Source organism: Leclercia sp. UBA7405 (assembly GCF_037152215.1).
GTDB lineage: Bacteria > Pseudomonadota > Gammaproteobacteria > Enterobacterales > Enterobacteriaceae > Enterobacter > Enterobacter pneumoniae.
In genome coordinates this window covers 497,512-521,477 of the sequence record NZ_JBBCMR010000001.1, presented here as the reverse complement: position 1 = coordinate 521,477, position 23,966 = coordinate 497,512, and the positions used below count along the sequence as shown (strand labels likewise).

The 23,966-nt window shown below is 57.5% G+C and carries 23 protein-coding genes and 1 riboswitch; of the genes, 6 read left to right on the top strand and 17 right to left on the bottom strand.

The window, feature by feature from the left end; genetic code table 11:
* From moaD to moaA, 4 genes are all read right to left on the bottom strand, one after another.
* Positions 1-246 carry a molybdopterin synthase sulfur carrier subunit gene (moaD, locus tag WFN75_RS02555; protein WP_207293271.1) on the bottom strand — a complete coding sequence of 82 codons (246 nt, stop codon included), beginning with the start codon at positions 244-246 and terminating at the stop codon, positions 1-3.
* On the bottom strand, positions 239-724 hold the full coding sequence (gene moaC / locus WFN75_RS02550) for a cyclic pyranopterin monophosphate synthase MoaC (RefSeq protein ID WP_336995571.1): 486 nt from the start codon (positions 722-724) through the stop codon (positions 239-241). The genes moaD and moaC overlap by 8 nt, the downstream gene beginning before the upstream one ends.
* Positions 725-727: 3 nt before the next feature.
* Positions 728-1,240, bottom strand: coding sequence for a molybdenum cofactor biosynthesis protein B (gene moaB / locus WFN75_RS02545; protein ID WP_336995570.1), 513 nt, complete (start codon positions 1,238-1,240; stop codon positions 728-730).
* Between the two features lie 19 nt (positions 1,241-1,259).
* The gene (gene moaA, locus WFN75_RS02540; protein ID WP_046886942.1) at positions 1,260-2,249 is read right to left on the bottom strand and encodes a GTP 3',8-cyclase MoaA; all 990 of its coding nucleotides are present in this window, start codon (positions 2,247-2,249) and stop codon (positions 1,260-1,262) included.
* A riboswitch (molybdenum cofactor riboswitch) is annotated at positions 2,237-2,373 on the bottom strand. It overlaps the preceding gene by 13 nt.
* 225 nt (positions 2,374-2,598) lie before the next feature.
* Between moaA and yvcK the strand changes: the two genes are divergently transcribed.
* On the top strand, positions 2,599-3,507 hold the full coding sequence (yvcK, locus tag WFN75_RS02535; protein ID WP_207293268.1) for a uridine diphosphate-N-acetylglucosamine-binding protein YvcK: 909 nt from the start codon (positions 2,599-2,601) through the stop codon (positions 3,505-3,507).
* A 51-nt stretch (positions 3,508-3,558) separates the two neighbouring features.
* Here yvcK and uvrB read toward each other — a convergent pair whose 3' ends face one another.
* Positions 3,559-5,577: an excinuclease ABC subunit UvrB gene (gene uvrB / locus WFN75_RS02530; RefSeq protein WP_046886944.1), complete on the bottom strand. Its 2,019-nt coding sequence runs from the start codon at positions 5,575-5,577 to the stop codon at positions 3,559-3,561.
* A 748-nt stretch (positions 5,578-6,325) separates the two neighbouring features.
* On the opposite strand from uvrB, the gene WFN75_RS02525 reads away from it, so the two are divergent.
* Positions 6,326-7,042 carry an ABC transporter ATP-binding protein gene (locus tag WFN75_RS02525; protein WP_040076487.1) on the top strand — a complete coding sequence of 239 codons (717 nt, stop codon included), beginning with the start codon at positions 6,326-6,328 and terminating at the stop codon, positions 7,040-7,042.
* On the opposite strand, the gene bioD is transcribed toward WFN75_RS02525, so the two are convergent.
* Genes bioD through bioB form a run of 4 tightly spaced genes read right to left on the bottom strand, consistent with a single transcriptional unit; the run spans position 6,990 to position 10,632 of the window.
* Complete coding sequence (bioD, locus tag WFN75_RS02520) at positions 6,990-7,706, bottom strand: dethiobiotin synthase (protein ID WP_212477374.1); 717 nt, start codon at positions 7,704-7,706, stop codon at positions 6,990-6,992. The genes WFN75_RS02525 and bioD overlap by 53 nt on opposite strands.
* The gene (gene bioC, locus WFN75_RS02515) at positions 7,699-8,454 is read right to left on the bottom strand and encodes a malonyl-ACP O-methyltransferase BioC (protein ID WP_288821344.1); all 756 of its coding nucleotides are present in this window, start codon (positions 8,452-8,454) and stop codon (positions 7,699-7,701) included. Before bioC ends, bioD begins: the two co-directional genes overlap by 8 nt.
* Positions 8,438-9,595 carry an 8-amino-7-oxononanoate synthase gene (gene bioF / locus WFN75_RS02510; protein ID WP_336995569.1) on the bottom strand — a complete coding sequence of 386 codons (1,158 nt, stop codon included), beginning with the start codon at positions 9,593-9,595 and terminating at the stop codon, positions 8,438-8,440. Before bioF ends, bioC begins: the two co-directional genes overlap by 17 nt.
* The gene (bioB, locus tag WFN75_RS02505; RefSeq protein ID WP_040076491.1) at positions 9,592-10,632 is read right to left on the bottom strand and encodes a biotin synthase BioB; all 1,041 of its coding nucleotides are present in this window, start codon (positions 10,630-10,632) and stop codon (positions 9,592-9,594) included. Before bioB ends, bioF begins: the two co-directional genes overlap by 4 nt.
* 88 nt (positions 10,633-10,720) lie before the next feature.
* Between bioB and bioA the strand changes: the two genes are divergently transcribed.
* Together bioA and WFN75_RS02495 are read left to right on the top strand one after the other, a co-directional pair.
* Positions 10,721-12,010, top strand: coding sequence for an adenosylmethionine--8-amino-7-oxononanoate transaminase (gene bioA, locus WFN75_RS02500; RefSeq protein WP_442913305.1), 1,290 nt, complete (start codon positions 10,721-10,723; stop codon positions 12,008-12,010).
* Positions 12,011-12,080: 70 nt separating this feature from the next.
* Complete coding sequence (locus WFN75_RS02495; RefSeq protein WP_046886949.1) at positions 12,081-12,557, top strand: kinase inhibitor; 477 nt, start codon at positions 12,081-12,083, stop codon at positions 12,555-12,557.
* Positions 12,558-12,588: 31 nt separating this feature from the next.
* Here WFN75_RS02495 and hutH read toward each other — a convergent pair whose 3' ends face one another.
* The 5 genes from hutH to hutI form a co-directional block, all read right to left on the bottom strand.
* Positions 12,589-14,109, bottom strand: coding sequence for a histidine ammonia-lyase (gene hutH, locus WFN75_RS02490; protein WP_336995567.1), 1,521 nt, complete (start codon positions 14,107-14,109; stop codon positions 12,589-12,591).
* Positions 14,106-15,794, bottom strand: coding sequence for a urocanate hydratase (gene hutU, locus WFN75_RS02485; RefSeq protein ID WP_040076495.1), 1,689 nt, complete (start codon positions 15,792-15,794; stop codon positions 14,106-14,108). The genes hutH and hutU overlap by 4 nt, the downstream gene beginning before the upstream one ends.
* 127 nt (positions 15,795-15,921) lie before the next feature.
* Complete coding sequence (locus tag WFN75_RS02480; RefSeq protein ID WP_336995566.1) at positions 15,922-16,656, bottom strand: histidine utilization repressor; 735 nt, start codon at positions 16,654-16,656, stop codon at positions 15,922-15,924.
* Positions 16,657-16,697: 41 nt separating this feature from the next.
* The gene (gene hutG / locus WFN75_RS02475) at positions 16,698-17,636 is read right to left on the bottom strand and encodes a formimidoylglutamase (protein WP_336995565.1); all 939 of its coding nucleotides are present in this window, start codon (positions 17,634-17,636) and stop codon (positions 16,698-16,700) included.
* Positions 17,633-18,856 (bottom strand): imidazolonepropionase, encoded by a 1,224-nt coding sequence (hutI, locus tag WFN75_RS02470; RefSeq protein WP_336996219.1) that lies wholly within the window; start codon positions 18,854-18,856, stop codon positions 17,633-17,635. The genes hutG and hutI overlap by 4 nt, the downstream gene beginning before the upstream one ends.
* 224 nt (positions 18,857-19,080) lie before the next feature.
* Here hutI and WFN75_RS02465 point away from each other — a divergent pair, with 224 nt between their 5' ends.
* Complete coding sequence (locus tag WFN75_RS02465) at positions 19,081-20,364, top strand: putative acyl-CoA thioester hydrolase (RefSeq protein ID WP_336995564.1); 1,284 nt, start codon at positions 19,081-19,083, stop codon at positions 20,362-20,364.
* 56 nt (positions 20,365-20,420) lie between these two features.
* Here the strand turns inward: WFN75_RS02465 and WFN75_RS02460 are convergent, their stop codons facing one another.
* Together WFN75_RS02460 and pgl are read right to left on the bottom strand one after the other, a co-directional pair.
* Positions 20,421-20,510 carry a hypothetical protein gene (locus WFN75_RS02460; protein ID WP_154298954.1) on the bottom strand — a complete coding sequence of 30 codons (90 nt, stop codon included), beginning with the start codon at positions 20,508-20,510 and terminating at the stop codon, positions 20,421-20,423.
* A 433-nt stretch (positions 20,511-20,943) separates the two neighbouring features.
* Positions 20,944-21,939 carry a 6-phosphogluconolactonase gene (pgl, locus tag WFN75_RS02455; RefSeq protein WP_336995563.1) on the bottom strand — a complete coding sequence of 332 codons (996 nt, stop codon included), beginning with the start codon at positions 21,937-21,939 and terminating at the stop codon, positions 20,944-20,946.
* A 148-nt stretch (positions 21,940-22,087) separates the two neighbouring features.
* On the opposite strand from pgl, the gene WFN75_RS02450 reads away from it, so the two are divergent.
* On the top strand, positions 22,088-22,906 hold the full coding sequence (locus tag WFN75_RS02450; RefSeq protein WP_040076501.1) for a pyridoxal phosphatase: 819 nt from the start codon (positions 22,088-22,090) through the stop codon (positions 22,904-22,906).
* Here the strand turns inward: WFN75_RS02450 and modC are convergent, their stop codons facing one another.
* Positions 22,907-23,965: a molybdenum ABC transporter ATP-binding protein ModC gene (modC, locus tag WFN75_RS02445; protein WP_046886957.1), complete on the bottom strand. Its 1,059-nt coding sequence runs from the start codon at positions 23,963-23,965 to the stop codon at positions 22,907-22,909.
* Position 23,966: the final 1 nt, after the last annotated feature.

Here is a 23,966-nt window from a genome sequence, read left to right as displayed (position 1 = left end):
TTAGCCTCCGGTGACCGGTGGGAAGAAGGCGACTTCGTCACCGGCACGCACAGGGTGGTTAAACTCAACGAGGGTCTGGTTGACCGCCGCCAGCAGTTTACCGGGCTCCAGCGCCAGCGCCCAACGGTCACCCTGCCCCGCCAGGTGCGCACGCAACGCTTCAACATCGTCGAAGGTGGCATCCAGCGTCAGGCTGTCGGTATTAACCAGCTCGCGTACCTGCGCAAAAAACAGAATTTTAATCATTGCTTTCCACCCTGAAATCCCCCGATTTACCGCCGCTCTTCGCTAACAGGCGCACCGGGCCAATTATCATATCTTTCTGGACCGCTTTGCACATGTCATAGATGGTCAGCGCCGCAACCGAGGCGGCGGTGAGAGCTTCCATCTCAACGCCGGTTTTACCCGTCAGACGGCACAGCGACTCAATACGCACCCGGCTCTGTTCCGGCTGGGCCTGCAGATTCACTTCGACTTTGCTTAACATCAACGGATGACAAAGCGGAATTAACTCCCAGGTACGTTTAGCGGCCTGAATGCCTGCGATACGCGCCGTGGCAAAGACGTCGCCTTTGTGGTGGCTGCCATCAATAATCATCGCCAGAGTCTCTGGCAACATGGTGACGAAGGCTTCTGCGCGCGCTTCGCGTACGGTTTCCGCTTTGGCGGAGACATCCACCATATGGGCTTCGCCCGCGGCGTTAATATGGGTCAGTTGCGACATAGCTTACTTCTTAAGATGAGGATGGAAATTGCACGGGCGCGTACGGGCATCAAGCTGCGGAGCGATAATGTTCTCCCACGCGGTACGACAGGCTTTCGTGGAGCCCGGCATAGCAAAAATCAGGGTGTTATTGGCGATGCCAGCCACTGCGCGCGACTGCAGCGTGGAGGTGCCAATCTCTTCAAAGGAGAGCATACGGAACACCTCGCCAAAACCTTCGACTTCGCGATCGAAGAGCGGGAGCAGCGCTTCCGGTGCCTGATCCCCGGTCGTAAAACCGGTGCCACCGGTGATCAGTACCACCTGCACATTTTCGCTGGCGATCCACTGAGAGACCTGCGCACGTATGGCGTAGCGATTCTCTTTAACAATGGCTTTATCGACAATCTGATGGCCCGCATCATGCGCCGCCTCGCGCAGCCAGTGACCAGAGGTGTCATCCTCTTCGCCGCGGCGTTCAGAGACGGTAAGAATGGCTATCCGCGTCGGGATAAATTCGGCGTTAACCTGGCTCATGTTCTGCTTCCTTATGCGCTTAACCGCCAATATAAGAGAGGTTCTGGGTGATTCCGGTATTGCCCTGATGCAGGAAGTGGGTCTGTTTTTTGTGCGTCAATGCCTCGGAGATACGCGCTTCAAGCGCCTGCTGTTGTGCATCCTCGGCAAGCAAATCGCGCAGATCCACGCCGCCATCGCCAAACAGACAGAGGTGCAGTTTACCCACCGACGAAACGCGCAGGCGGTTACAACTGGCACAGAAATCTTTCTCATAAGGCATGATCAGCCCAATTTCGCCTTCGTAATCAGGATGGCAAAAGACTTGTGCCGGGCCGTCGCTGCGCTGACGAATCTGATGGATCCAGCCACGTTTGAGCAGCGCATCGCGCAGCACCATGCCAGAGATATGATGACGGCGGAACAGCTCGCTACCTTCACCGGTCTCCATTAACTCGATAAAACGCAACTGAATGCGACGCGGTTTGATCCACGCCAGGAAGGTGTCGAGCTGATGATGATTTACATCACGCATGAGCACGGTGTTGACTTTAACCTTGTCGAAACCCGCCTCAAAGGCGGCATCGATCCCCTCCATCACCTGCTGAAACTTGTCCTGCCCAGTGATGGCGTGGAACTGACGGGCATCGAGGCTATCGACGCTAACGTTAATTGCCGTCAGGCCCGCATCGCGCCACTGGGCGACGTCGCGTGCAAGACGGTATCCGTTGGTCGTGACCGCAATCTGACGAATGGCGTCGTTTTCACGCACAGCGGCAATAATATCGACAAAATCACGGCGCAGTGAGGGCTCTCCTCCCGTAAGGCGAACCTTTTCGGTGCCCATTGCAGCAAAGGCGCGCGTCACGCGGCGCACTTCATCCACGGAGAGAAAGCCGTTATTGGTTACGCTACCCGGTTTGTAACCCTCGGGCAGGCAATAGGTGCAACGAAAGTTGCACACATCGGTAATCGACAAACGTAAGTAATAAAACTTACGCGCGAAAGCATCGGTAAGTTGTGAAGCCATGTACACCTTTCCAAATATGGGAGGCACAGTCATTTCTTTCTGTACCCTGGTGGCGGAACCGCCACGGCCAGAACGCCATATCATTGTGGACACAGGCGTTAAGGCTAGAGTGTATGTTTTCAGTAATGAAAACGTGGTTAAGCCGATAGTAGCGCGTTAAAGCGGAATTCGCCATCCCGCGCTTTCGCTATATAAAATTATATATAACGCGCTTATCGTCTATTTTCGCTACAGAATACGCAAATACCCTGTTTTTGCATTGATGTACGTCATTTTGCCTCCGGACGGGCATCGTCTTTTAGGGGTAGTTAGGTTACTGTTAGCGGGTTCGTAATTTGAAGGAATGTTTATGCGCAACCGCACTTTTGCCGACCTCGATCGCGTGGTGGCCCTCGGTGGAGGGCACGGCCTGGGACGAGTGATGTCATCTCTGTCATCTCTCGGCTCACGCCTGACAGGGATTGTAACTACCACTGATAATGGGGGCTCAACGGGTCGAATTCGCCGCTCTGAAGGGGGGATCGCCTGGGGCGATATGCGTAACTGCTTAAACCAGTTAATTACCGAACCCAGCGTCGCCTCGGCCATGTTTGAGTACCGTTTTGGCGGTAATGGCGAGCTTTCGGGTCATAACCTCGGAAATCTCATGTTAAAGGCGCTGGACCATCTCAGCGTCAGGCCTCTGGAGGCGATCAATCTCATTCGCAACCTGCTTAAAGTGGATGCGTTTTTGATTCCGATGTCCGAATTGCCGGTTGATCTGATGGCTATTGATGCCGACGGCCACGAAGTCTATGGCGAAGTGAATATTGATCAGCTCACCGTAGCGCCAAAAGAGCTGATGATCTACCCCAGCGTGCCTGCCACCCGCGAAGCGGTAGAAGCGATAGGCGAAGCAGATTTGATTCTGATTGGCCCCGGCAGCTTTTATACCAGCCTGATGCCGCTGCTGTTGATTAACGAGCTGGCGCAGGCGCTACGCCGTACACCGGCACCGGTGGTCTATATCGGTAACCTGGGGCGCGAACTCAGCCCGGCCGCGGCCAGCTTAACGCTGGCGAACAAATTGCAGCTGATGGAGGAGCGGGTCGGTAAGAAAATTATCGATGCGGTGGTCGTGGGGCCCAAAGTGGATACTTCAGGAATGGAGGGACGCGTGGTGATCCAGGAGCCGCTGGAGGCCAGCGATATCAAATATCGTCACGATCGACATCTGCTGCGTGTCGCGCTGGAAAGCGCCATTCAGGCATTGGGCTGAATGACGTTTTGACCGGTTCCCTCACCTCTCGGGCGAGGGAACCGACGTTAATCACGACGCCGCAATAAACAACTCTCGCAACTGATGCAGCTGATCGCGGATCTGCGCCGCCTCTTCGAACTCGAGGTTCTGCGCATGCTGCATCATCTGCCCTTCCAGTTCGTGTATTTTCTGCTGCAACGCTTTTGGCGTCAGTAATGCGGAATCGTCTTCCACTATGACCGGGCGCGCTTTACCGCGGCCTTTGGCTTTGGTCTTGGCAATGTTCTGACCCAGCGCCAGAATATCCACCACTTTCTTGTTCAGACCCTGTGGCGTGATGCCGTGCTCTTCGTTGTATTGTTGCTGCTTCTCACGACGACGCTCGGTCTCACCAATCGCTTTCGCCATCGACGGGGTGATCTTATCGCCGTAGAGAATCGCCTTACCGTTTACGTTACGCGCGGCACGGCCAATGGTCTGAATCAGTGAACGCTCAGAGCGCAGGAAGCCCTCTTTATCAGCGTCCAGAATCGCGACCAGCGACACCTCAGGCATGTCCAGCCCTTCTCGCAGTAAGTTGATGCCCACCAGCACGTCAAACTCGCCCAAACGCAGGTCGCGGATAATTTCCATACGCTCGACGGTATCGATATCCGAGTGCAGATAACGTACCTTTTCGCCATGCTCTTCCAGGTATTCGGTCAGATCTTCCGCCATGCGCTTGGTGAGGGTCGTTACCAGCACGCGCTCGTTGATAGACGCCCGGGCGCGGATCTCAGAGAGCAGATCGTCGACCTGCGTCGCCACCGGGCGCACCTCGATGATTGGATCAAGCAGACCGGTCGGACGTACAACCTGATCCACTACGTCGCCGCCCGACTTTTCGAGCTCATAGTTGCCCGGCGTCGCTGAAACGTAGATGGTTTGCGGTGCCAGTGCCTCGAACTCTTCAAATTTCATTGGGCGGTTGTCCAGCGCGGAAGGCAGGCGGAAGCCATACTCCACCAGCGTCTCTTTACGCGCCCGGTCACCGCGATACATGCCGCCGATTTGCGGAATGGTTACGTGGGATTCATCCACCACCAGCAGGCCATCCGCCGGCAGGTAGTCAAACAGGGTTGGCGGCGCCTCGCCCGGCCCGCGCCCGGAGAGGTAACGGGAGTAGTTTTCGATGCCGGAGCAGTACCCCAGCTCGTTCATCATCTCCAGATCAAACTGGGTGCGCTGGCTCAGGCGCTGCTCTTCCAGCAATTTATTGTTGGCAAGCAGCACCTTACGGCGATCGCCCAGCTCGACTTTAATCTCTTCCATCGCCTGTACGATACGCTCGCGTGGGGTCACGTAGTGGGTCTTTGGATAGATGGTGTAACGCTGGATCACCGACTCCACATGACCGGTAAGCGGGTCGAACAGCGACAGCCGCTCTACCTCTTCATCAAACAGTTCCACGCGCAGGGCGATATCGTCGGACTCGGCGGGGAAGATATCAATCACCTCGCCGCGCACGCGGAATGTACCGCGCTGGAAGGCCTGATCGTTACGGGTGTACTGCAGCTCGGCCAGACGGCGCAAAATGGCGCGCTGATCGATAATCATGCCCACCGTCAGGTGCAGCATCATTTTCAGATAGAGATCCGGGTCGCCCAGACCGTAAATCGCCGATACCGAGGCCACCACCACCACATCGCGACGCTCAAGCAGCGCTTTGGTGGCAGAGAGTCGCATCTGCTCAATATGTTCGTTTACCGAGGCATCTTTCTCGATAAAGGTGTCCGAACTCGGGACATAGGCCTCAGGCTGATAGTAGTCGTAGTAAGAGACGAAATACTCAACGGCGTTTTCAGGAAAGAACTCTTTCATCTCGCCGTACAGCTGCGCCGCCAGGGTTTTATTTGGCGCCAGCACCATGGTCGGACGTTGCAGGTCGGCAATGACGTTGGCAACGGTAAAGGTTTTACCCGAGCCGGTTACCCCCAGCAACGTCTGATGCGCGAGACCATCCTCCAGCCCCTCTTTCAAACGGCGAATCGCTTCTGGCTGATCGCCAGAAGGACGGAAAGCGGAATTCAGTTTGAACGGTTTACTCATTAACGACGACCTGATGATCAATTATACGGCAGGTGAGTAATTTTACTCGCGATACGGTTTTTTGCCAGTAAATTATACTGGATGAAAAACCAGTAACGTGAATTGCCATTTCTGTTACCGCCTACTCTTTAACCGGTTTACTGCGCAAAATTTCGCCTGCAACCCGCCAGAATGCGGAACTTTTTCGGTTATCCCCAAAACTTTTCCTTTTTTAACATTTGTCAAGACGAGCCCACGTACTTTTGTCATTAACCATGACACTTTCTTGACAGACATTGCTTTTATATAACTTATTGATAATAAAAAAATATTAAGAAAAGACGGGTTTCGCAGCAATTCAGGCGCAGGCCGCGTATTCTCTCGCTTACCTCACGTTTTCTAACTCTAATGCACAAGGTTATCCACAGGAATAGTGGATAACTCATTCCAGCCCGTAGCCGCCGCCGCTCTGCTAATTCCCGGTTTTTTAACCCAACGCGGCAAGAAATTTTTTTTATCGCTAAATTTTGGTGATCCTCAGCGAAAAAAGGCAGAGCAAATTGGTGGGATCTTGCTCACACTCCCGGCAGAAAGGCGCTGCACCATTACTCTTCATGGCTGGCACTGCGGCAGTGCAATCTTCTGCGATTGAGGGAGAAACTTTGCGGCGGGTTCCGAAAAAACGGTGTTTTTTGCCCTCTTCTGACTCTGTGGCAAGGGTTTTGCAGTACATGTCAGGTCATCGTCGCCAGCCTAAGGAGAAAACACGATGTTGAGCCTCCGAGCCGTTAACCAGTACTACGGGAATCAGCATACGCTATGGAATGTCGATCTCGACCTGCCCCCCGGCGTGTGTACCGGTATCGTCGGCCTGCCCGGCATGGGGAAAACCACGCTGATCCACTGTATTGCGGGTTTGCTGCCCGTCGCCAGCGGCAGCATGGTGTGGCATGAGGCGGGCGCCCCTCCCTACAATCTGTTAGGCGTGGCGGCGCAGACGCGCCATCAGCTAGGCATTGGCTATGTGCCGCAAGAGCGGCGCATCTTTTCACAGCTGACGGTAGAGGAGAACTTACAGGTTGCGCGGATGGCAAAGGGAGACATGGGCGGCACCATGAATGGCGAGATCTACGACCTCTTCCCGGAACTCTACCCTTTGCGCCGATTACGCGCGTCGGGTATCGGTGAGGCAGAGCAGTACCAGCTGGCGCTGGCGAATACGCTGGTGACCCGTCCCCGGCTGCTGATCCTGGATGAACCCAGCCGCGGGCCGGGGCAGTCGTTCGCCGTGAAGCTGGCGCAGCTGCTGGTGCGGCTTAACCGGGAGTTAGGGTTATCGGTTTTACTGGCAGAACAGCAGCTGTCGCTGATCCGCCGGGTTGCGGATCGCTTTTGTTTACTCTATCGCGGGCGCAACGTTGCGCAGGGACGCGTTAGCGAGCTGGACGATCCCCTGCTGGCCCACTGGATGGCGTCAGCGCGCTAAGGGAGAGATAGCGCCCCACCTCTGCCGTATCGCCGTGCTCACCCAGCCAGGGGATCTCGCCCAGCAGCGGTGCGGGGATGAGCCGGGTCAACGACGCCATATACTCCGCGTGGCGTTTACCCGGCGGTACGACATCGTTGGCCACCCAGCCCGCCAGCCGGAGTCCGGCCTGCTCTACCGCCTTCGCGGTCAGCATAGCGTGGTTAATACAGCCCAGTTTCACCCCTACCACCAGGATCACCGGCAACTGCTCAGTCACTACCCAGTCGGCAAAAGTCTGTGTCTCTGAGAGTGGCGTGAACCACCCACCGGCCCCCTCTACCAGCACCCAGTTGGCCTGCTGTTCAAGGGTACGCAAGCCGGCAGAGAGGATCGAAAAATCGATGGGGCGCCCTTCGTCAGCGCTGACGATGTGCGGGGAAGTCGGCTCCGCAAAGGTGTAAGGGTTCACCCGATCGTAGGGCAGCGCCACGCTGCTGTTGTGCTGTAATGCCAGCGCATCGCTGTTACGAAGCCCCTCTGCGGTCATCTCGCTGCCCGACGCAACCGGTTTGTAACCTGCCGTACGATACCCCAGGGCGGAAGCTGCCTGTAACAGCGCGGTGCTGGCAACGGTTTTGCCTACCTCAGTGTCGGTGCCGGTGACGAAAAAGCGGTTAATCACGTTCGATAATTCCATGAAAGAGTTGATAAGTTAGCGGAAATTTTCCGTTCTGCTGCGGCCATGCCAGCGCTAACTGCTGTAACGCTCTACGGGTCAGCAGTTTACCGGCACGCCCTTCGTGCAAATGGGTGGCTCCAATTCCCTTCAGGGATCGCATCGCCTGCAGGGCATCATCAAACGGCAAAGTGACCGTCTGACGCTTTACCCGGCAACGCCAGCCAGAGAGGGCTTCTGTGAGCTGCTGCGCCGTTAAAAAGCGGTTAGCGTGGGCGCGGTCATCTATCGCTCGCCAGGCCTGATTCAGCTCCGGCAGGGAGTCGTTCAGAAGCGTGGTAAATGCCACCTGCCCCCCAGGACGCGTCACCCGGTAGAGCTCGGCGAGCGCCTGCGGCAGGCTGGCGCACCACTGTACCGCCAGGTGGCTCCAGACCAGATCGAAACCGGCATCCGCCAGCGGGATAGCCTCGATATCCCCCAGCAGGTAGGCGTCTGCGGCCTCGTTGCTGCGGGCCTGTTCAAGCATCGGTGCGCTGAGATCCATCGCCGTCACGTGGCAGCCCCGACTGCGCCAAACGCGGCTATTCCCGCCCGGACCGCAGCCTGCATCCAGCACCCGGCTGGGGGCGATGTCCCCCAACAGGGCCAGCAGCCCCTGCGCGCTGTGTCGCTGCAGCGCGTCATGGTTAGCATAGCTCTGGGCAGCGCGGCCAAAGGCAGCGGCAATCGCCTGTTTATTCACTTGCGGCATGGAGCGCCTCCAGAAGCGTCGTGATATCTGCCGCTTTATGGGCGGCGGTGAGGGTCAGGCGCAAACGCGCCGAGCCCGCAGGCACCGTAGGCGGTCGGATCGCCGTTACCCAAATGCCCTGGCTTCTGAGATGCTGCGCCAGATTCAGCGCCCGGCCATTCTCGCCGACAATCAGCGGTTGAATGGCACTGTGCGAGTGGGTCACCTGCAGCGGCAAACCCTTCACACCACGGCGGAACTGTTGAATATGCTGTTCCAGTTTTTGTCGCCGGGCATCGCCCTCTTCACCCCGAATGAGGTTAAACGCCGTCAGCAGCGCGACCGCCTGGGCAGGCGGCATGCTGGTGCTGTAGATGAGATGACGTGCAAACTGCAGCAGATAATCGGCAACTTCTTCGCTGCACAGCACCGCCGCGCCGCTGACGCCCACCCCTTTACCGAAGGTGACGACCAGCAGGTCCGGTTTGACCTGCTGACAAGCCGCGCTGCCCCGCCCTTCCGGGCCGGTGATGCCGATCCCATGGGCATCGTCCACCAGCAGCCAGCCCTGTCTCTGCCAGGTAGCTGAGGCCAGCGCCGCTAAGGGCGCGCTGTCGCCATCCATGCTGAAAATCCCCTCGGTCACAACCAGCTGTTGGCCGGCGCAGGGTTTATCCAGCAATTCGGCCAGCTGCGCAGGATCGTTGTGCGCAAAGCGGCGTAACTGCGCCGGGCTGAGGCTGGCCGCCTCCAGCAGCGAAGCATGGCTCAGGCGGTCGGCCAGGATCCGATCCGCTTTGCCCGGCAGAGCCGCAATGAGAGCCTGATTCGCCGCAAAGCCCGAGATAAACAGCAGCGCACGTGGATAGCCTAACCAGCCGGCCAGATGTTCTTCCAGTGCCTGATGCGCACGGGTATAGCCGCTGACATGGCCCGAGCCGCCGCTGCCGACACCGTACTGCTCAGCCCCCTGCTGCCAGGCACGAATAACCTCAGGATGTTGGCTCAGCCCGAGGTAGTCATTGCTGGAGAAGTTGCAGTAGCGCTGCTGGTCGCGGGTGAGAAAACGGCCCGCGCCGTTCTCAACCACCGTGCGCACGCGCAGCGCGTCTGCCGCCCGGCGTGCTTCCAGGGCGGCGGTGATCCGTTGCTGCCAGGTCATACCGTTGCCGCGTTGTAGAACTGTTCAGTGTCGGCGTTGAAGAGTTGCTGCTCCAGCTGATGCTGTTGCTCAATATCACCCGTGGCTACCGCGGTCTGCTGCGGATTGAGCCCCAGCTTACGGAACAGCTGAACGTCTTTGTCCTCTTCCGGGTTCGGGGTGGTCAGCAGCTTGCAGCCGTAGAAGATGGAGTTCGCCCCGGCCATAAAACACATCGCCTGGGTCTGTTCGTTCATCTGCTCGCGACCCGCGGAAAGACGTACCCAGGAGGTCGGCATCATCACGCGCGCCACGGCAATAGTGCGGATAAAGTCGAACGCATCGACGTCATCGTTATCGGCCAGCGGGGTGCCCTTTACCTTCACCAGCATGTTGATAGGCACGCTCTCTGGCGGCGTCGGTAAGTTGGCCAGCTGCAGCAGCAGACCTGCACGATCTTTCACCGTTTCGCCTAAACCGACGATCCCGCCCGAGCAGACTTTGATGCCCGCATCGCGCACCTTGTCGAGGGTGTCGAGACGCTCCTGATAGGTGCGAGTGGTGATGATATTGCCGTAAAACTCCGGGGAGGTGTCGAGGTTGTGGTTGTAGTAATCCAGCCCCGCCGCGCTCAGGCGCTGAGCCTGAGTTTCGTTCAGCGTACCCAGCGTCATACAGGCCTCCATCCCCATCGCCTTCACGCCTTGTACCATCTGCTCCAGATAAGGCATATCGCGATCGTGAGGGTTCTTCCAGGCGGCCCCCATGCAGAAGCGGGTGGAGCCTGCGTTTTTCGCCTGACGGGCTGACTCCAGCACCTGTTCAACCTCCATCAGACGTTCAGATTCCAGGCCAGTTTTGTAGCGCGCACTTTGCGGGCAGTATTTGCAATCTTCCGGGCAGGCACCGGTTTTAATCGACAGCAAGGTGCTGACCTGCACCTGCTGCGGATCGAAGTGCTGACGATGAATTTGCTGGGCTTCAAACAGCAGTTCAAGGAGGGGTTTTTCAAATAATGCAGTAACTTGCGACATCGTCCAGCGTGTCTGGTGAGCCATGGGGCATCTCCAAAAGGGGTTTAGATCAGGTTGGGTTCGGTTTATACTTGTAAACCTAAATGTTTTCAAAATGGTTTACAAGTCGATTATGACAACGGACGATCTCGCTTTCGATCAGCGCCACATCTGGCACCCTTACACCTCTATGACCCAGCCGTTACCGGTTTACCCGGTCGCCTCGGCGCAGGGTTGCGAACTGAAACTCGCCAGCGGCGAGCTGCTGGTGGACGGAATGTCTTCCTGGTGGGCGGCCATTCATGGCTACAATCACCCGCGTCTGAACGCGGCGATGAAGGCGCAGATCGATCAGATGTCTCATGTCATGTTCGGCGGTATTACCCACCAGCCCGCCGTGGATCTCTGTCGTCGGCTGGTGGCCATGACTCCGCAGGCGCTGGAGTGCGTGTTTCTTGCCGACTCGGGCTCGGTGGCGGTAGAGGTAGCGATGAAAATGGCGCTGCAATACTGGCATGCCAAAGGCGAAACCCGTCAGCGTTTCCTCACCTTCCGCAACGGCTATCACGGCGATACCTTCGGCGCGATGTCGGTCTGCGATCCTGATAACTCCATGCACAGCCTGTGGAAGGGCTATCTGCCGGAAAACCTCTTTGCACCCGCCCCGCAAAGCCGCTTCGATGGCAAATGGGATGAGGCAGACATGGTCGGCTTTGCTCGCCTGATGGCGGCGCATCGTCATGAGATTGCCGCCGTGATCCTCGAACCCATCGTGCAGGGCGCAGGCGGTATGCGGATGTATCATCCCGAGTGGCTTAAACGTATTCGCAAAATGTGTGACCGGGAGGGGATCTTGCTGATTGCCGATGAGATCGCCACCGGCTTTGGCCGCACCGGTAAGCTCTTTGCCTGCGAACATGCCGGGATCGCGCCGGATATTCTCTGTCTGGGCAAGGCGATAACCGGCGGTACCATGACGCTTTCTGCCACCCTTACGACCCGTCAGGTGGCCGACACCATCAGCGAGGGTGAGGCGGGCTGCTTTATGCACGGCCCGACGTTTATGGGTAATCCACTGGCTTGTGCGGTGGCGAGTGAAAGTCTGGCCCTGCTGGAGAGCGGCGAGTGGCAAGCACAGGTTGCGGCCATCGAGACGCAGCTTTCGCAAGCGCTGGCGGCGGCGCGTGAGTCCGAATACGTGGCTGACGTGCGGGTGCTGGGTGCCATCGGCGTGGTTGAAACGCACCATCCGGTCAATATGGCGGCGCTGCAACGCTTCTTTGTGGCACGGGGCGTGTGGGTCCGGCCGTTTGGTAAGCTCATCTATCTGATGCCGCCGTACCTGATCAGCCCTGAACAGTTGCAAAAGCTCACCACGGCGGTGGTGGATGCTGTACACAATCCCGCACATTTTGCGATTTAATCCATAGCGTTACGTTTTGTACTCTCGTTTTGCATTACACTTTTTGCAGAGTTCACTACGGAGAAACGGTATGAAGTTAATCAGTCAGGATCTGCGCGACGGCGAAAAACTCCCGGAGCGTCATGTCTTTAACGGCATGGGTTATCAGGGCGATAACATCTCCCCCCACCTGGCCTGGGATGAGGTGCCGGCGGGCACGAAGAGTTTTGTAGTCACCTGCTATGACCCGGATGCGCCTACCGGTTCAGGCTGGTGGCACTGGATCGTGGCGAATCTGCCTGCCGATACACGCGTGTTGCCGCAGGGGTCGGGCTCATCGCTGGTGGCCCTGCCGGAAGGCGCGGTTGAAACCCGTACCGATTTTGGTAAAGCGGGCTATGGCGGCGCGGCGCCGCCGAAGGGCGAAACCCATCGCTATATTTTCACGGTACATGCGCTGGACGTAGAGCGAATCGAGGTCGATGAAGGCGCAAGCGGCGCGATGGTAGGCTTTAACGTGCATTTCCACACGCTGGGCAGCGCGTCGATCACGGCGATGTATGTTTGAAAACCTGCCCGGCTCTGCGCCGGGCTTATCGTTATAATATGGCCGGAAGCAGCCCCACCAGGCTGCGCTGGCTCAGCAGCGCAATCGCCGCATCAATGTCTGGCGCAAAAAACCGATCGTCATCATAGTGCGCCACCTGCTCGCGCAGGGTATGTCGTGCCTGCTCCAGCAGCGGGCTGGACGTTAAGCCCTCGCGCAGATCCATCCCCTGGCAGGCCGCCAGCCACTCTACTGCCAGCACGCCACGGGTATTACCGGCCATCTCCCATAAACGCCGCCCTGCGGCAGGCGCCATTGAAACGTGATCTTCCTGATTCGCTGAGGTGGGCAGACTGTCCACGCTGTGCGGGTGTGACAAGGCTTTGTTTTCACTGGCCAGCGCCGCCGCGGTTACCTGGGCAATCATAAATCCGGAATTCACCCCGCCGTTGCGCACCAGGAAGGGCGGCAACTGCGACATGTGTTTATCCATCATTAGCGCGATCCGCCGCTCAGCCAGCGCACCGATTTCGGCAATCGCCAGAGCAATGTTATCTGCCGCCATCGCCACCGGCTCGGCGTGGAAATTGCCTCCGGAGATCACCTCGTTCTCCTGCGCAAAGACCAGCGGGTTATCGGACACCGCATTTGCCTCGACCAGCAGTACCTCCGCCGCCTGACGCAGCTGGGTAAGGCAGGCGCCCATCACCTGCGGCTGACAGCGAAGGGAGTACGGATCCTGCACTTTGTCGCAGTTATGGTGCGACTCAGCGATGGCGCTGGTGTCCGTCAGGACGTGACGGTATAGCGCTGCGGCGTCAATTTGCCCGCGCTGGCCACGCACGTCGTGAATACGGGCATCAAACGGACGCCGCGAGCCGAGCACCGCTTCGGTGGTGAGCGCGCCACAGACGACCGCTGAGGCAAAGAGATCTTCTGCTTCAAACAGGCCGCGCAGCGCAAACGCGGTGGAGGCCTGAGTGCCGTTAAGCAGCGCCAGCCCCTCTTTCGCCGCCAGCGTCACCGGCGTCAGGCCGGCTTGTTGCAGTGCATCGCGGGCGGGCAGCCACTCTCCCCGGTAACGCGCTTTCCCCTCGCCCAGTAGCGTGAGCGACATATGCGCCAGCGGGGCCAGATCGCCGGAGGCCCCCACCGATCCCTTCGCCGGGATCCACGGGTACACGCCGGCATTGACCAGCCCAATCAACGCCTGAATCACGCTGAGACGGATACCGGAAAATCCCCGGGCAAGGCTGTTAATTTTTAGCACCATCATCAGGCGCACGATCGCATCGTCGAGCGGCTCCCCCACGCCGGCGGCGTGAGATAGCACCAGCGAACGCTGAAGGTTTTCCAGATCATGCGTGGCAATGCGCGTCTGGGCCAACAGGCCAAAACCGGTGTTGATGCCATAGGCGGTGCGCCCTTCTGCCACAATCGCCTCAACGCAGGCGACGCTCTCATTAATGGCGCCAAATGCCGCCTCGCTGAGCGTGAGCTGCATCGGGCTTCCCCAGAGCTGACGAAGCTGGGCCAGAGTTAGCGTACCGGGGTTAAGCGTAAAGGCATTCATCGGTGCTCTCCTCGTTGAGCGGTGATCATCGGCAGGTTGAGTCCCTGCTCTCTGGCGCAATCAATCGCAATGTCGTATCCGGCGTCTGCATGACGCATCACGCCCGTGGCCGGATCGTTATGCAGGACGCGGGCGATACGGGCGGCCGCGTCATCGCTGCCGTCACAGACGATGACCATCCCGGCATGCTGGGAGAAGCCCATCCCCACCCCACCGCCGTGGTGCAGCGAGACCCAGGTCGCTCCGCTGGCCGTGTTCAGTAATGCGTTAAGCAGCGGCCAGTCGGAGACCGCGTCAGAGCCGTCACGCATGGCTTCGGTTTCGCGGTTCGGGCTGGCAACCGAGCCAGAGTCGAGATGATCGCGGCCAATAACGATAGGGGCGGAGACTTCACCGCTCCGTACCATTTCGTTAAACGCGAGGCCGAGTTTCTGGCGCCACTCCAGCCCGACCCAGCAGATACGCGCCGGAAGCCCCTGGAAGTTAATACGTTCCCGGGCCATATCCAGCCAATGATGCAGGTGGACATCGTCAGCGATAATCTCTTTCACTTTGGCGTCGGTTTTATAGATATCCTGCGGATCGCCGGAGAGCGCCACCCAGCGGAACGGGCCGATACCCCGGCAGAAAAGTGGACGAATATAGGCAGGGACAAAGCCCGGGAAATCGAAGGCGTTTTGTACACCCATCTCCTTCGCCATCTGGCGGATGTTATTGCCGTAATCAAATGTGGGGATACCCTGCTGGCTGAAGGCCAGCATTGCGTTGACGTGCTCTGCCATGGAGAGCTTCGCGGCCCGCACGGTGCCCTGGGGATCCTGCTGCGCTTTTTGCTGATACTCATCCCAGCGCCAGCCTTTCGGCAGGTAGCCGTGCAGCGGGTCATGGGCGCTGGTCTGGTCGGTGACCATGTCCGGGCGCACGCCGCGCGCCACCAGTTCAGGCAGGATCTCCGCTGCGTTGGCGCACAGTGCGATCGAAACGGCTTTGCCCTCTTCGGTATATTTTTTGATGCGCGCCAGGGCGTCGTCAAGCGTGTCGGCCTGCTCATCCACATAGCGGGTACGCAGACGGAAATCAATGCGGCTCTGCTGACACTCAATATTGAGTGAGCAGGCCCCTGCCAGGGTGGCGGCCAGCGGCTGCGCCCCGCCCATTCCCCCCAGACCGGCGGTAAGAATCCAGCGCCCTTTCAGGGAGCCGTTATAGTGCTGGCGTCCGGCTTCAACGAAGGTTTCCCAGGTGCCCTGGATGATCCCCTGGCTGCCGATATAGATCCAACTGCCCGCCGTCATCTGGCCGTACATGGCCAGCCCTTTTGCATCCAGCTCGTTAAAGTGTTCCCAGGTCGCCCAGTGGGGTACCAGGTTGGAGTTGGCAATCAGCACACGTGGCGCGTTGGAATGGGTTTTGAATACCCCTACCGGCTTGCCGGATTGCACCAGCAGGGTTTCGTCTGCGTCGAGTTGCGTGAGTGCCTCAACAATAGCGTCGTAGCAGTCCCAGTTGCGCGCTGCGCGGCCGATACCGCCGTAAACCACCAGCTCGTTCGGATTTTCGGCCACATCGGGGTCGAGGTTATTCATTAACATACGCAGCGGGGCTTCGGTGAGCCAGCTTTTGGCGGTTAAGGTGGTGCCGCGGGGTGCGCGCACCGTCTGCTGGCGATACTTGCCTGACGACATGATGTGCTCCTCATTGGGGAGAGAATATACAATTAGATATACTTGTATAGACAAGTGCGCACAAGGCAGAATTTAACAAAAAATATACATTTTTATTATATTGCGTCAGCAATCACGCTTTTAAAACTTATGACATAAAGTGGCCTTGCAGCCGGTAGCGGTCGCCCGGGAAGAGCAGGCGCGCATGAGAGACAATGTTCGATGCCGACCAGGTCCGTCGACGGATCATCAGACAGGGATCGTGTTCTTTGATGCGCAGCAGTTCGCACTCCTGCCGGGTCGCACGGACAGCCTCGACAATGTGTTCCCCTTCGGTGAGCGGGGCAATCAGCGACAGATAAGCATGCGGCGTGGTCGCGGTATAATCTTGCTCTAAATAGGCCGGCACCCTGAGCGCATTGACGCAGCGATCCTCAATCTGCACCGGGACGTCGTTTTCGAAGTGCAGCATCAGAGAGTGAAAAATTGCCGTGCCCTCTTTCACATCCAGGGCCATGGCCTGCCGGGCAGAGGCTTGCGTCTCCTCCAGCAGCAGCACCTCACAGCGGTGCTGATGCTGACGGGCGGCAATTTCGTCGGCAATGCTGCGGATCTCAAACAGTGCCGACTGCCCTTTAGGTTCGGCCACAAAGGTGCCAACCCCCTGCAGACGGACCAGTAACCCTTCGTCGGTAAGCTCCCGCAATGCGCGGTTGATGGTCATACGGCTAAATCCGAACTGCGCCACCAGCTCCGCCTCGGATGGAATACGATCGTGCGCCCGCCAGACGCCCGTGGCGATTTGATGGCTGATCGCCTGTTTCACCTTTTCGTAAAAAGGTGCCGGGGCGTTAGTTTGCCGCTGCGAAGCGCGTGTGAACATAACCATTCCTTAAGCCGTAAAAAGTCGAGTATATCCGCGTATTACGCCCACCAGTGAGCAATTTGCCACGCCAGCCGCGCGGCGAGCTTTGCCCCCTGCCCCTCGCGATCAAAACGCGGGCTAAACTCCACCAGATCCACCGCCTGCAGCTTGCCACTGCGGCAAATCGGTTCGATTACTCGCAGCAGATCCCGCGCGGGCACGCCCAGCGCTGCCTGCGCCGATACCGCAGGCATCTCGCCGGCGGACAGCACATCGAGATCGAGCGTCAGATAGAGACGATCTGCCTGCTGAATCAGGTTTGACACGGCGTCTGACGCCGCGTGCTGAAAATCAAGATCTTCTACCACTGTTACCTTCAGACGAGCCGCTTCGTCCCACAGTGCCTGGGTGTTCGCTGCCCGACTGGCACCCAGGCAGGCATAGACAAAATCGCGCTGCTGCGCCTCGCAGTAACGGGCCAGCTGGCGAAACGGCGTACCCGAGGTCGCGCGGCTTGCCTGGCGTAAATCGAGATGGGCGTCGAGATTCACAATCACCACTCGCTCATTGGGGAAGGCGTCCAGCACCCCTTTTCCGTGGCCCCAGGCGGTTTCGTGTCCTCCCCCCAGCACCAGAGTGCGCATTCCCGCCTGCTGACAGGTGGTCACTGCCTCACTGAGCGCCTGCTGTGCCGCTTCCAGTGCATCGGCTTCTACGGTGATATTCCCCAGATCGGTCAGACGCTCGTGACCGCCATAGCTCGCCATATTGGCCAGTGCGGCACGCAGGACGTCTGGTCCCTCTGCTGCGCCCGGCCTGCCCTGATTTCGTTTAACCCCGGCATCACAGCAAAAGCCCAACAGCGCAATCCCCTCCCGGCCTGGCTGGAAAGTCGGGCTCTGCTGCACGGTTTGAAACAGGCGCAGCGCGTTGCTGGCCTCGGCACGATCGTCGCGCCCTTGCCAGATATCCGGGGAAACAGGCTGCCAGAGCTTCATTGTATTTGTCCTCTGAATATCCTCTGCCAGAGCGGGTTACGGCCAGGTTCGTAGATCATTTCAACGGGGCTTTCAGCGTCCCAGATAGCCAGATCGGCTTTATATCCAGCTTTCAGCTGACCCTGTGTAGAACCACGCCCTAACGCCTGGGCGGCATTTCGCGTCACGCCTGCCCAGGCTTCTTCCGGGGTCAGGCCAAACTGGACGCAGGCCATGTTCATGGCCAGATGCAGGCTGGCGAAAGGGCTGGTACCCGGGTTGTAATCCGTGGCGACGGCCATGGGAACGCCGTGCTGGCGCAGCCGCTCGACAGGGGGACGCTGACGCTCCTGCAGAAAATAGAATGCTCCCGGAAGCAACACGGCGACGGTGCCGCTTTGCGCCATCGCCGCCACGCCGGCTTCGTCCAGATACTCGATATGATCCGCTGACCAGCCGTGATAGCGGCTCACCAGCGCCGTACCACCCAGATTCGACAACTGCTCGACATGGCCTTTTACCGGGATCCCAAGCCGCTGTGCCGCCTGGAACAGCCGCTCAGTTTGCGCAGGGGTGAAACCGACCGTTTCACAGAAAACATCAACCGCCTCGAAAAGCTGTTTTCGCCATAGCGTGGGGAGCGTGTGCTGACAGATATGGTCAATCCAACCGTCGGGATTCTGGCGATATTCCTGCGGAACCGCGTGGGCCGCCAGCAGCGTTGGGCTGATTTCAATGGGATGATGTTGAGCGAGCCGTTGCGCCACGCGCAGGAGCTTCTCTTCGGCTTCATCGTTCAGACCGTACCCCGATTTGATCTCAAGCGTCGTTACGCCTTCGCGCATCATGCGCACAAGTCGCGCCTGCGCAAGCTGGAAGAGCACTTCCGGGGTGCTGTCGCGGGTCGCGGTCACGGTGGCATTAATCCCGCCGCCCTGTGCGCTGATGGTTTGGTAAGAGACGCCGTTCAGGCGTTGCTCCCACTCCGCCGCGCGATTGCCGCCAAAGATTAGATGGGTATGACAGTCGATTAAGCCCGGCGTGACCAGCCGCCCCTGCATGTCATGCTGACCAGGCAGATGAGCCGGCAGGTCAGCGTCGGGGATCAGCGCCAGAATCGTTTCGCCGCGGAGGATTAACGCCTGCTTTTCCATCAGGCCATAAGGGGCTGGCTGATCGGGATCCAGGGTAGCGAGGCGCGCGTTACGCAAGATGACGTCGTCAGGATGAAGTTGCAACATCAGGCTTCCACTTGTCATGGGTTGTATAGACATTTATTTTCATTCCCGCCCTACTGTCAATCGCCTTTACCGATATTGTTATCAGTTTGTGACGTTTTTCCCGCTAAGCCTGGGAATAAAAAGTCAATTTTTGCCGTTTCATCTTCCCGTTTCGCCCAACTTAGTATAAAAAAGCAGGCTATTTCCGTTATCCCCATTTGATTCGCACAGCAAGGAGCTTTCCCTTGAATATTTCCAGCCACTACCGTCTGGCGCTGGCACTGGCTTTTGGCGTGACCTTGTCCGCATGTAGCTCAACGCCACCAGACCAGCTTCCGTCTGAACAGGCGGCCCCTGGCATTGCTTCCCGTCCTGTTCTCTCTGCTGAAGAAGCGAAGAACTTCCAGCAGGCGCGCTATTTCACCGCCATGAATCCTGATGCCGCGCCGTGGAAGCCGTATGCCATTCGTCTGCCAGCACAACCGAATTTCGTGGTAGGCCCGGCGGGAACTCAGGGGGTGACTCATACCTCTGTTCAGGCCGCCGTTGATGCTGCCATTGCCAAACACAGCAGCTCTCGTCAGTACATCGCCATCATGCCTGGCGAGTACGAAGGGACCGTCTATGTTCCGGCTGCGCCGGGCAGCGTGACGCTGTACGGTATGGGTGAAAAACCTGCTGATGTGAAAATTGGCCTGCCGATCGATTCTGAAATCGACACCGCCACCTGGCGCCATCTGGTGAATCCGGGCGGTAAATACATGCCAGGTAAACCGGCGTGGTATATGTTTGATCGCTGCCAGAGCAAGCAAAGCGCCACCGTTGGCGTGATGTGCTCTGCGGTATTCTGGTCACAGAACAATGGCCTGCAGCTGCAAAACCTGACCATCGAAAATAATCTGGGCGACAGCGTAGATGCAGGTAATCACCAGGCCGTGGCGCTGCGTAGCGATGGCGACCAGGTGCAGATCGATAAGGTGAACATTCTGGGTCGCCAGAACACCTTCTTTGTGACCAATAGCGGTGTGCAAAATACGCTGCAGAACACCCGCCTGACCCGTACGCTGGTGACCAATAGCTATATTGAAGGTGACGTAGATATCGTTGCAGGCCGTGGCGCCGTCGTGTTTGATAACACCGACTTCCGGGTGGTGAATTCCCGTACCCAAAAAGAGGGTTACGTCTTTGCCCCAGCCACCCTGTCGAACATGTTCTATGGCTTCCTGGCGGTAAATAGTCGCTTTACGGCTGCCGGGGACGGCGTCGCGCAGCTCGGCCGCGCTCTGGATGCCGATGCCAACTCGAATGGCCAGGTCGTCATCCGCGATAGCGTCATCAATGAAGGCTTCAACATGGCGAAACCCTGGGCTAATGCGGCGATCTCTCAGCGCCCTTATGCTGGCAACACGGGTACCGTTGATGATAAAGGCAATGTACAGCGCAACCTGAACGACGCTAACTTCAATCGCATGTGGGAATACAACAACCGCGGTGTAGGTAGCAAGATCGTCACCGAACCGAAGCAGTAACGGCGGTATTAGCAAAAAGGGGGAGCAACTCCCCCTTTATGCTGCGCCTGGAAGCGTCAGGCAACCGTCTGTAGATACGCGTCCAGCAGTTGCAGTATCGCAACCATGAGTTGCAGGATCAGAATACACCATCCTGTAAAGCTCATACGCCACTCCTTTGGTCAGGAGCACTGCCACTGACTTACCTTTCCGCTGCCTGTCGCCAGTGGGTGTTGGTGTATTTCAATGTGCTCCGCAGCTAAGGCACTGACGGCACCACCCGCCAGCCAGGACTTGGTAATATTCCTGAGTTGCGGACCTGCGACACATTGCACCAACGCAGCGATTGTATCGTTATTAGGCTGTATATAAAAACAGTTAAAATTAAATTAAGAAAACATCAATGCCCGGTCTATAAACATATAATTTTCAATTAGTTATTCATTGAAATCTTTTTAGGTATGACGCAATTCAATTTACTTATTTTTGAGGAAAGATATCATTGTCGGGTTGGTGTATTTCAATGTGCACGTCCGGCCACCACCGGGTATAAAAAAACCTCGCACTGGCGAGGTTTTTTTATTGCGACGTCCTAACGCGTTACTGCGCGTTAACCACTACCCACATTGGGCCCTGGCCGACGGCATAGCGTCCTTTCTCTTCCAGCAGCCCCTGCCCACCCTGAATTTCATACAGCGCAATGTGATGCGATTTCTGCCCCGCCGCGATCAGGTACTTGCCCGTGTGATCGATATTGAAGCCACGCGGCTGAGTTTCCGTTGGCTGGAAACCTTCCACGGCCAGCACGCTGCCATCTTCAGACACGCTGAAGATGGTGATCAGGCTGGACGTACGGTCACAGGCATAGAGGTGACGTCCATCCGGTGTGATGTGGATATCGGCCGCCCAGCGGGTATCGGTAAAATCTGCAGGCATCATATCCAGCGTCTGGATACATTCGATATTGCCGTGGGCATCACTCAGCGCCCAGACGTCTACCGAGCCGTTCAGCTCGTTCACCACATAAGCGAACTTCTGATTCGGGTGGAAGACCATATGACGCGGGCCTGCACCTTCCACAGTGGTCACTTCCGCCGGATTTTGTGCCGCCAGTTTACCGTCGTCACCCAGGGTGAAAAGACAGATTCGATCCTGCTTCAGCGCCGGCACCCACAGCGTTTTATTATCTGGTGAGATATTGGCAGAGTGGCAACCTTCCAGCCCATCAACCATGTCTACGCTTTCGCCCGGGATACCGTCGTTCAGGCGCGTCACGCTGACGCAACCGGCGTTATAGGAGCCGCTAAAGATGAAGCGCCCTTCCAGGTCAGTGGAGATATGCGTCGGGCTGCCCGGCAGTGCCGCTTCGGCGGTATAGGTAAGAGCACCATCTTCAGGTGCAATACGGTAGGCCAGCACGCGGAATTCCGGACGCACACCCACGTACAGGAAACGTTTATCCGGACTGATTACCATCGGCTGAACCTGCCCCGGCACATCGACAACCTGAACAAGGGTGAGTGACCCTTCAGGGTTCAGACGCCAGACATGGATCTGTTGGCTTTCAGGACTGGCGGTATAAACGGTTTGTTTCATGAATGCTCCTTCCTCACTGCGCGTGAAAGTAATGTACAAGGATGATCGTTTAACGGTAGATGCTGAATTTTAGCCAGGAATTTTGCAGCGATCGTCTCGCGGTGTACCATCTCAGCAATCTGTTTTTCATCATTAACCGGAATAACAAATGACCTCTCGCGTGATTGCACTGGATTTAGACGGTACGTTACTTACCCCGCAAAAAACCCTGCTCCCCTCTTCGCTCGAAGCGCTACAACGCGCGCGCGAAGCGGGTTATCAACTCATTATTGTGACGGGTCGTCATCACGTTGCTATTCATCCTTTTTATCAGGCACTGGCTTTAGATACACCTGCAATTTGTTGTAATGGCACTTATTTGTATGATTATCATGCAAAAAAGGTTCTCGAATCGGATCCGCTCCCGGTTGCGCAGGCACAACAGCTGATTACACTGCTTGATGAACATAACGTTCACGGTCTGATGTACGTTGACGAAGCCATGCTGTATGAGCGCCCTACCGGCCACGTGATTCGCACCCGTGCCTGGGCGCAATCTCTGCCAGAGGCGCAACGCCCGGTGTTTACGCAGGTAGCTTCGCTGGCGCAGGCGGCCCGGGAGGTCTCTGCCATCTGGAAATTTGCCCTGACCGATGAAGACACCAGCAAGCTGAATGATTTTGCTAAACTCGTTGAAAACACGCTGGGGCTGGAGTGTGAGTGGTCCTGGCACGATCAGGTGGATATTGCCCGCAAAGGCAACAGCAAAGGTAAGCGCCTGACGCAGTATGTCGAGTCCCAGGGCTGGTCGATGCAGGATGTTATTGCCTTTGGCGATAATTATAACGACATCAGCATGTTAGAAGCTGCAGGCACCGGTGTGGCGATGGGCAATGCTGACGAGGCGGTGAAGGCGCGCGCCAACGTCGTTATCGGCGATAACACGCGCGACAGCATCGCCCAGTTTATTTACAGCAACCTGATTTGATCAGGTTGTAATCGACACGCTCTTAATCTGCGCGTACAGCCACAGGCCAGGCTTAATGCTAAGTTCATCCCTGGCCCAGGGGCTGATACGCGCCCAGAGCGTCTTACCGGCAATCTCCAGCTGCACTTCTACCTGCCCGTTATCGTCATAGCATTGGGCGACTTTTGCTCGCAAGATATTACGAATACTGCTCTGTACCGGCGGTTGCAGTACCAGCGAGACGTCTGAAGCCTGAATGCGGATGCGTAAATTGGCCTGTAGCGGTTTATCTAGCTTATTCACCCAGAGGTGTTGATCGCCCAGCGCCAGCGCGGTCATGGCATAGTGCGGGTGATGTTCAAGAACGCTGACCCTCAGAATGCTGCTCTGCTGCTCTGCCGGCAACCACGGATGCATGACGCTACTGCCCCACACCTCCTCCAGAGGACCAAACGCCTTCACGTTACCGTTTTCCAGCACCAGCACGTTATCGGCCAAGTGGAGGATCTCCTCCAGCGAGTGGCTGACGTAGAGCATCGGGATATTGATTTCACGCGCCAGTCGCTGCAGATAGGGTAGCAGTTCGCGCTTACGCGGAATATCGAGAGAGGCCAGCGGCTCGTCCAGCAGGAGCAGTTCCGGCGCGGTGAGCAGTGCGCGACCAATGGCCACACGCTGTTTTTCGCCCCCCGACAAAGAGGAGGGTAGACGGTCGAGCAGGTGCTCAATTCCCAGCAGCGCAACCAGTTTATCGAACTGTCCGGCCATGCTTTTCGCCATGCCGTAGCGCAGATTACCCCGAACCTTATAGTGCGGAAAGAGCCGGGCATCCTGGAAAACGTACCCAATACGGCGCTTATCCGGTGACAACCAGATACGCTGTTCTGCGTCGTTGAGCACACGATCATTCAGCACAATGCGCCCGCTCTGAGGTCGTGTCAGGCCGCTGATGGCGTTAATCAGCGAGGTTTTGCCCGCCCCCGACACACCAAAAATCGCCGTAATACCCCGTGCTGGCAGGGTTTCGTTGATGGTCAGACAGTGTTCGCCCAGCGTCTGGCTAAAATTAAGTTCCAGCATT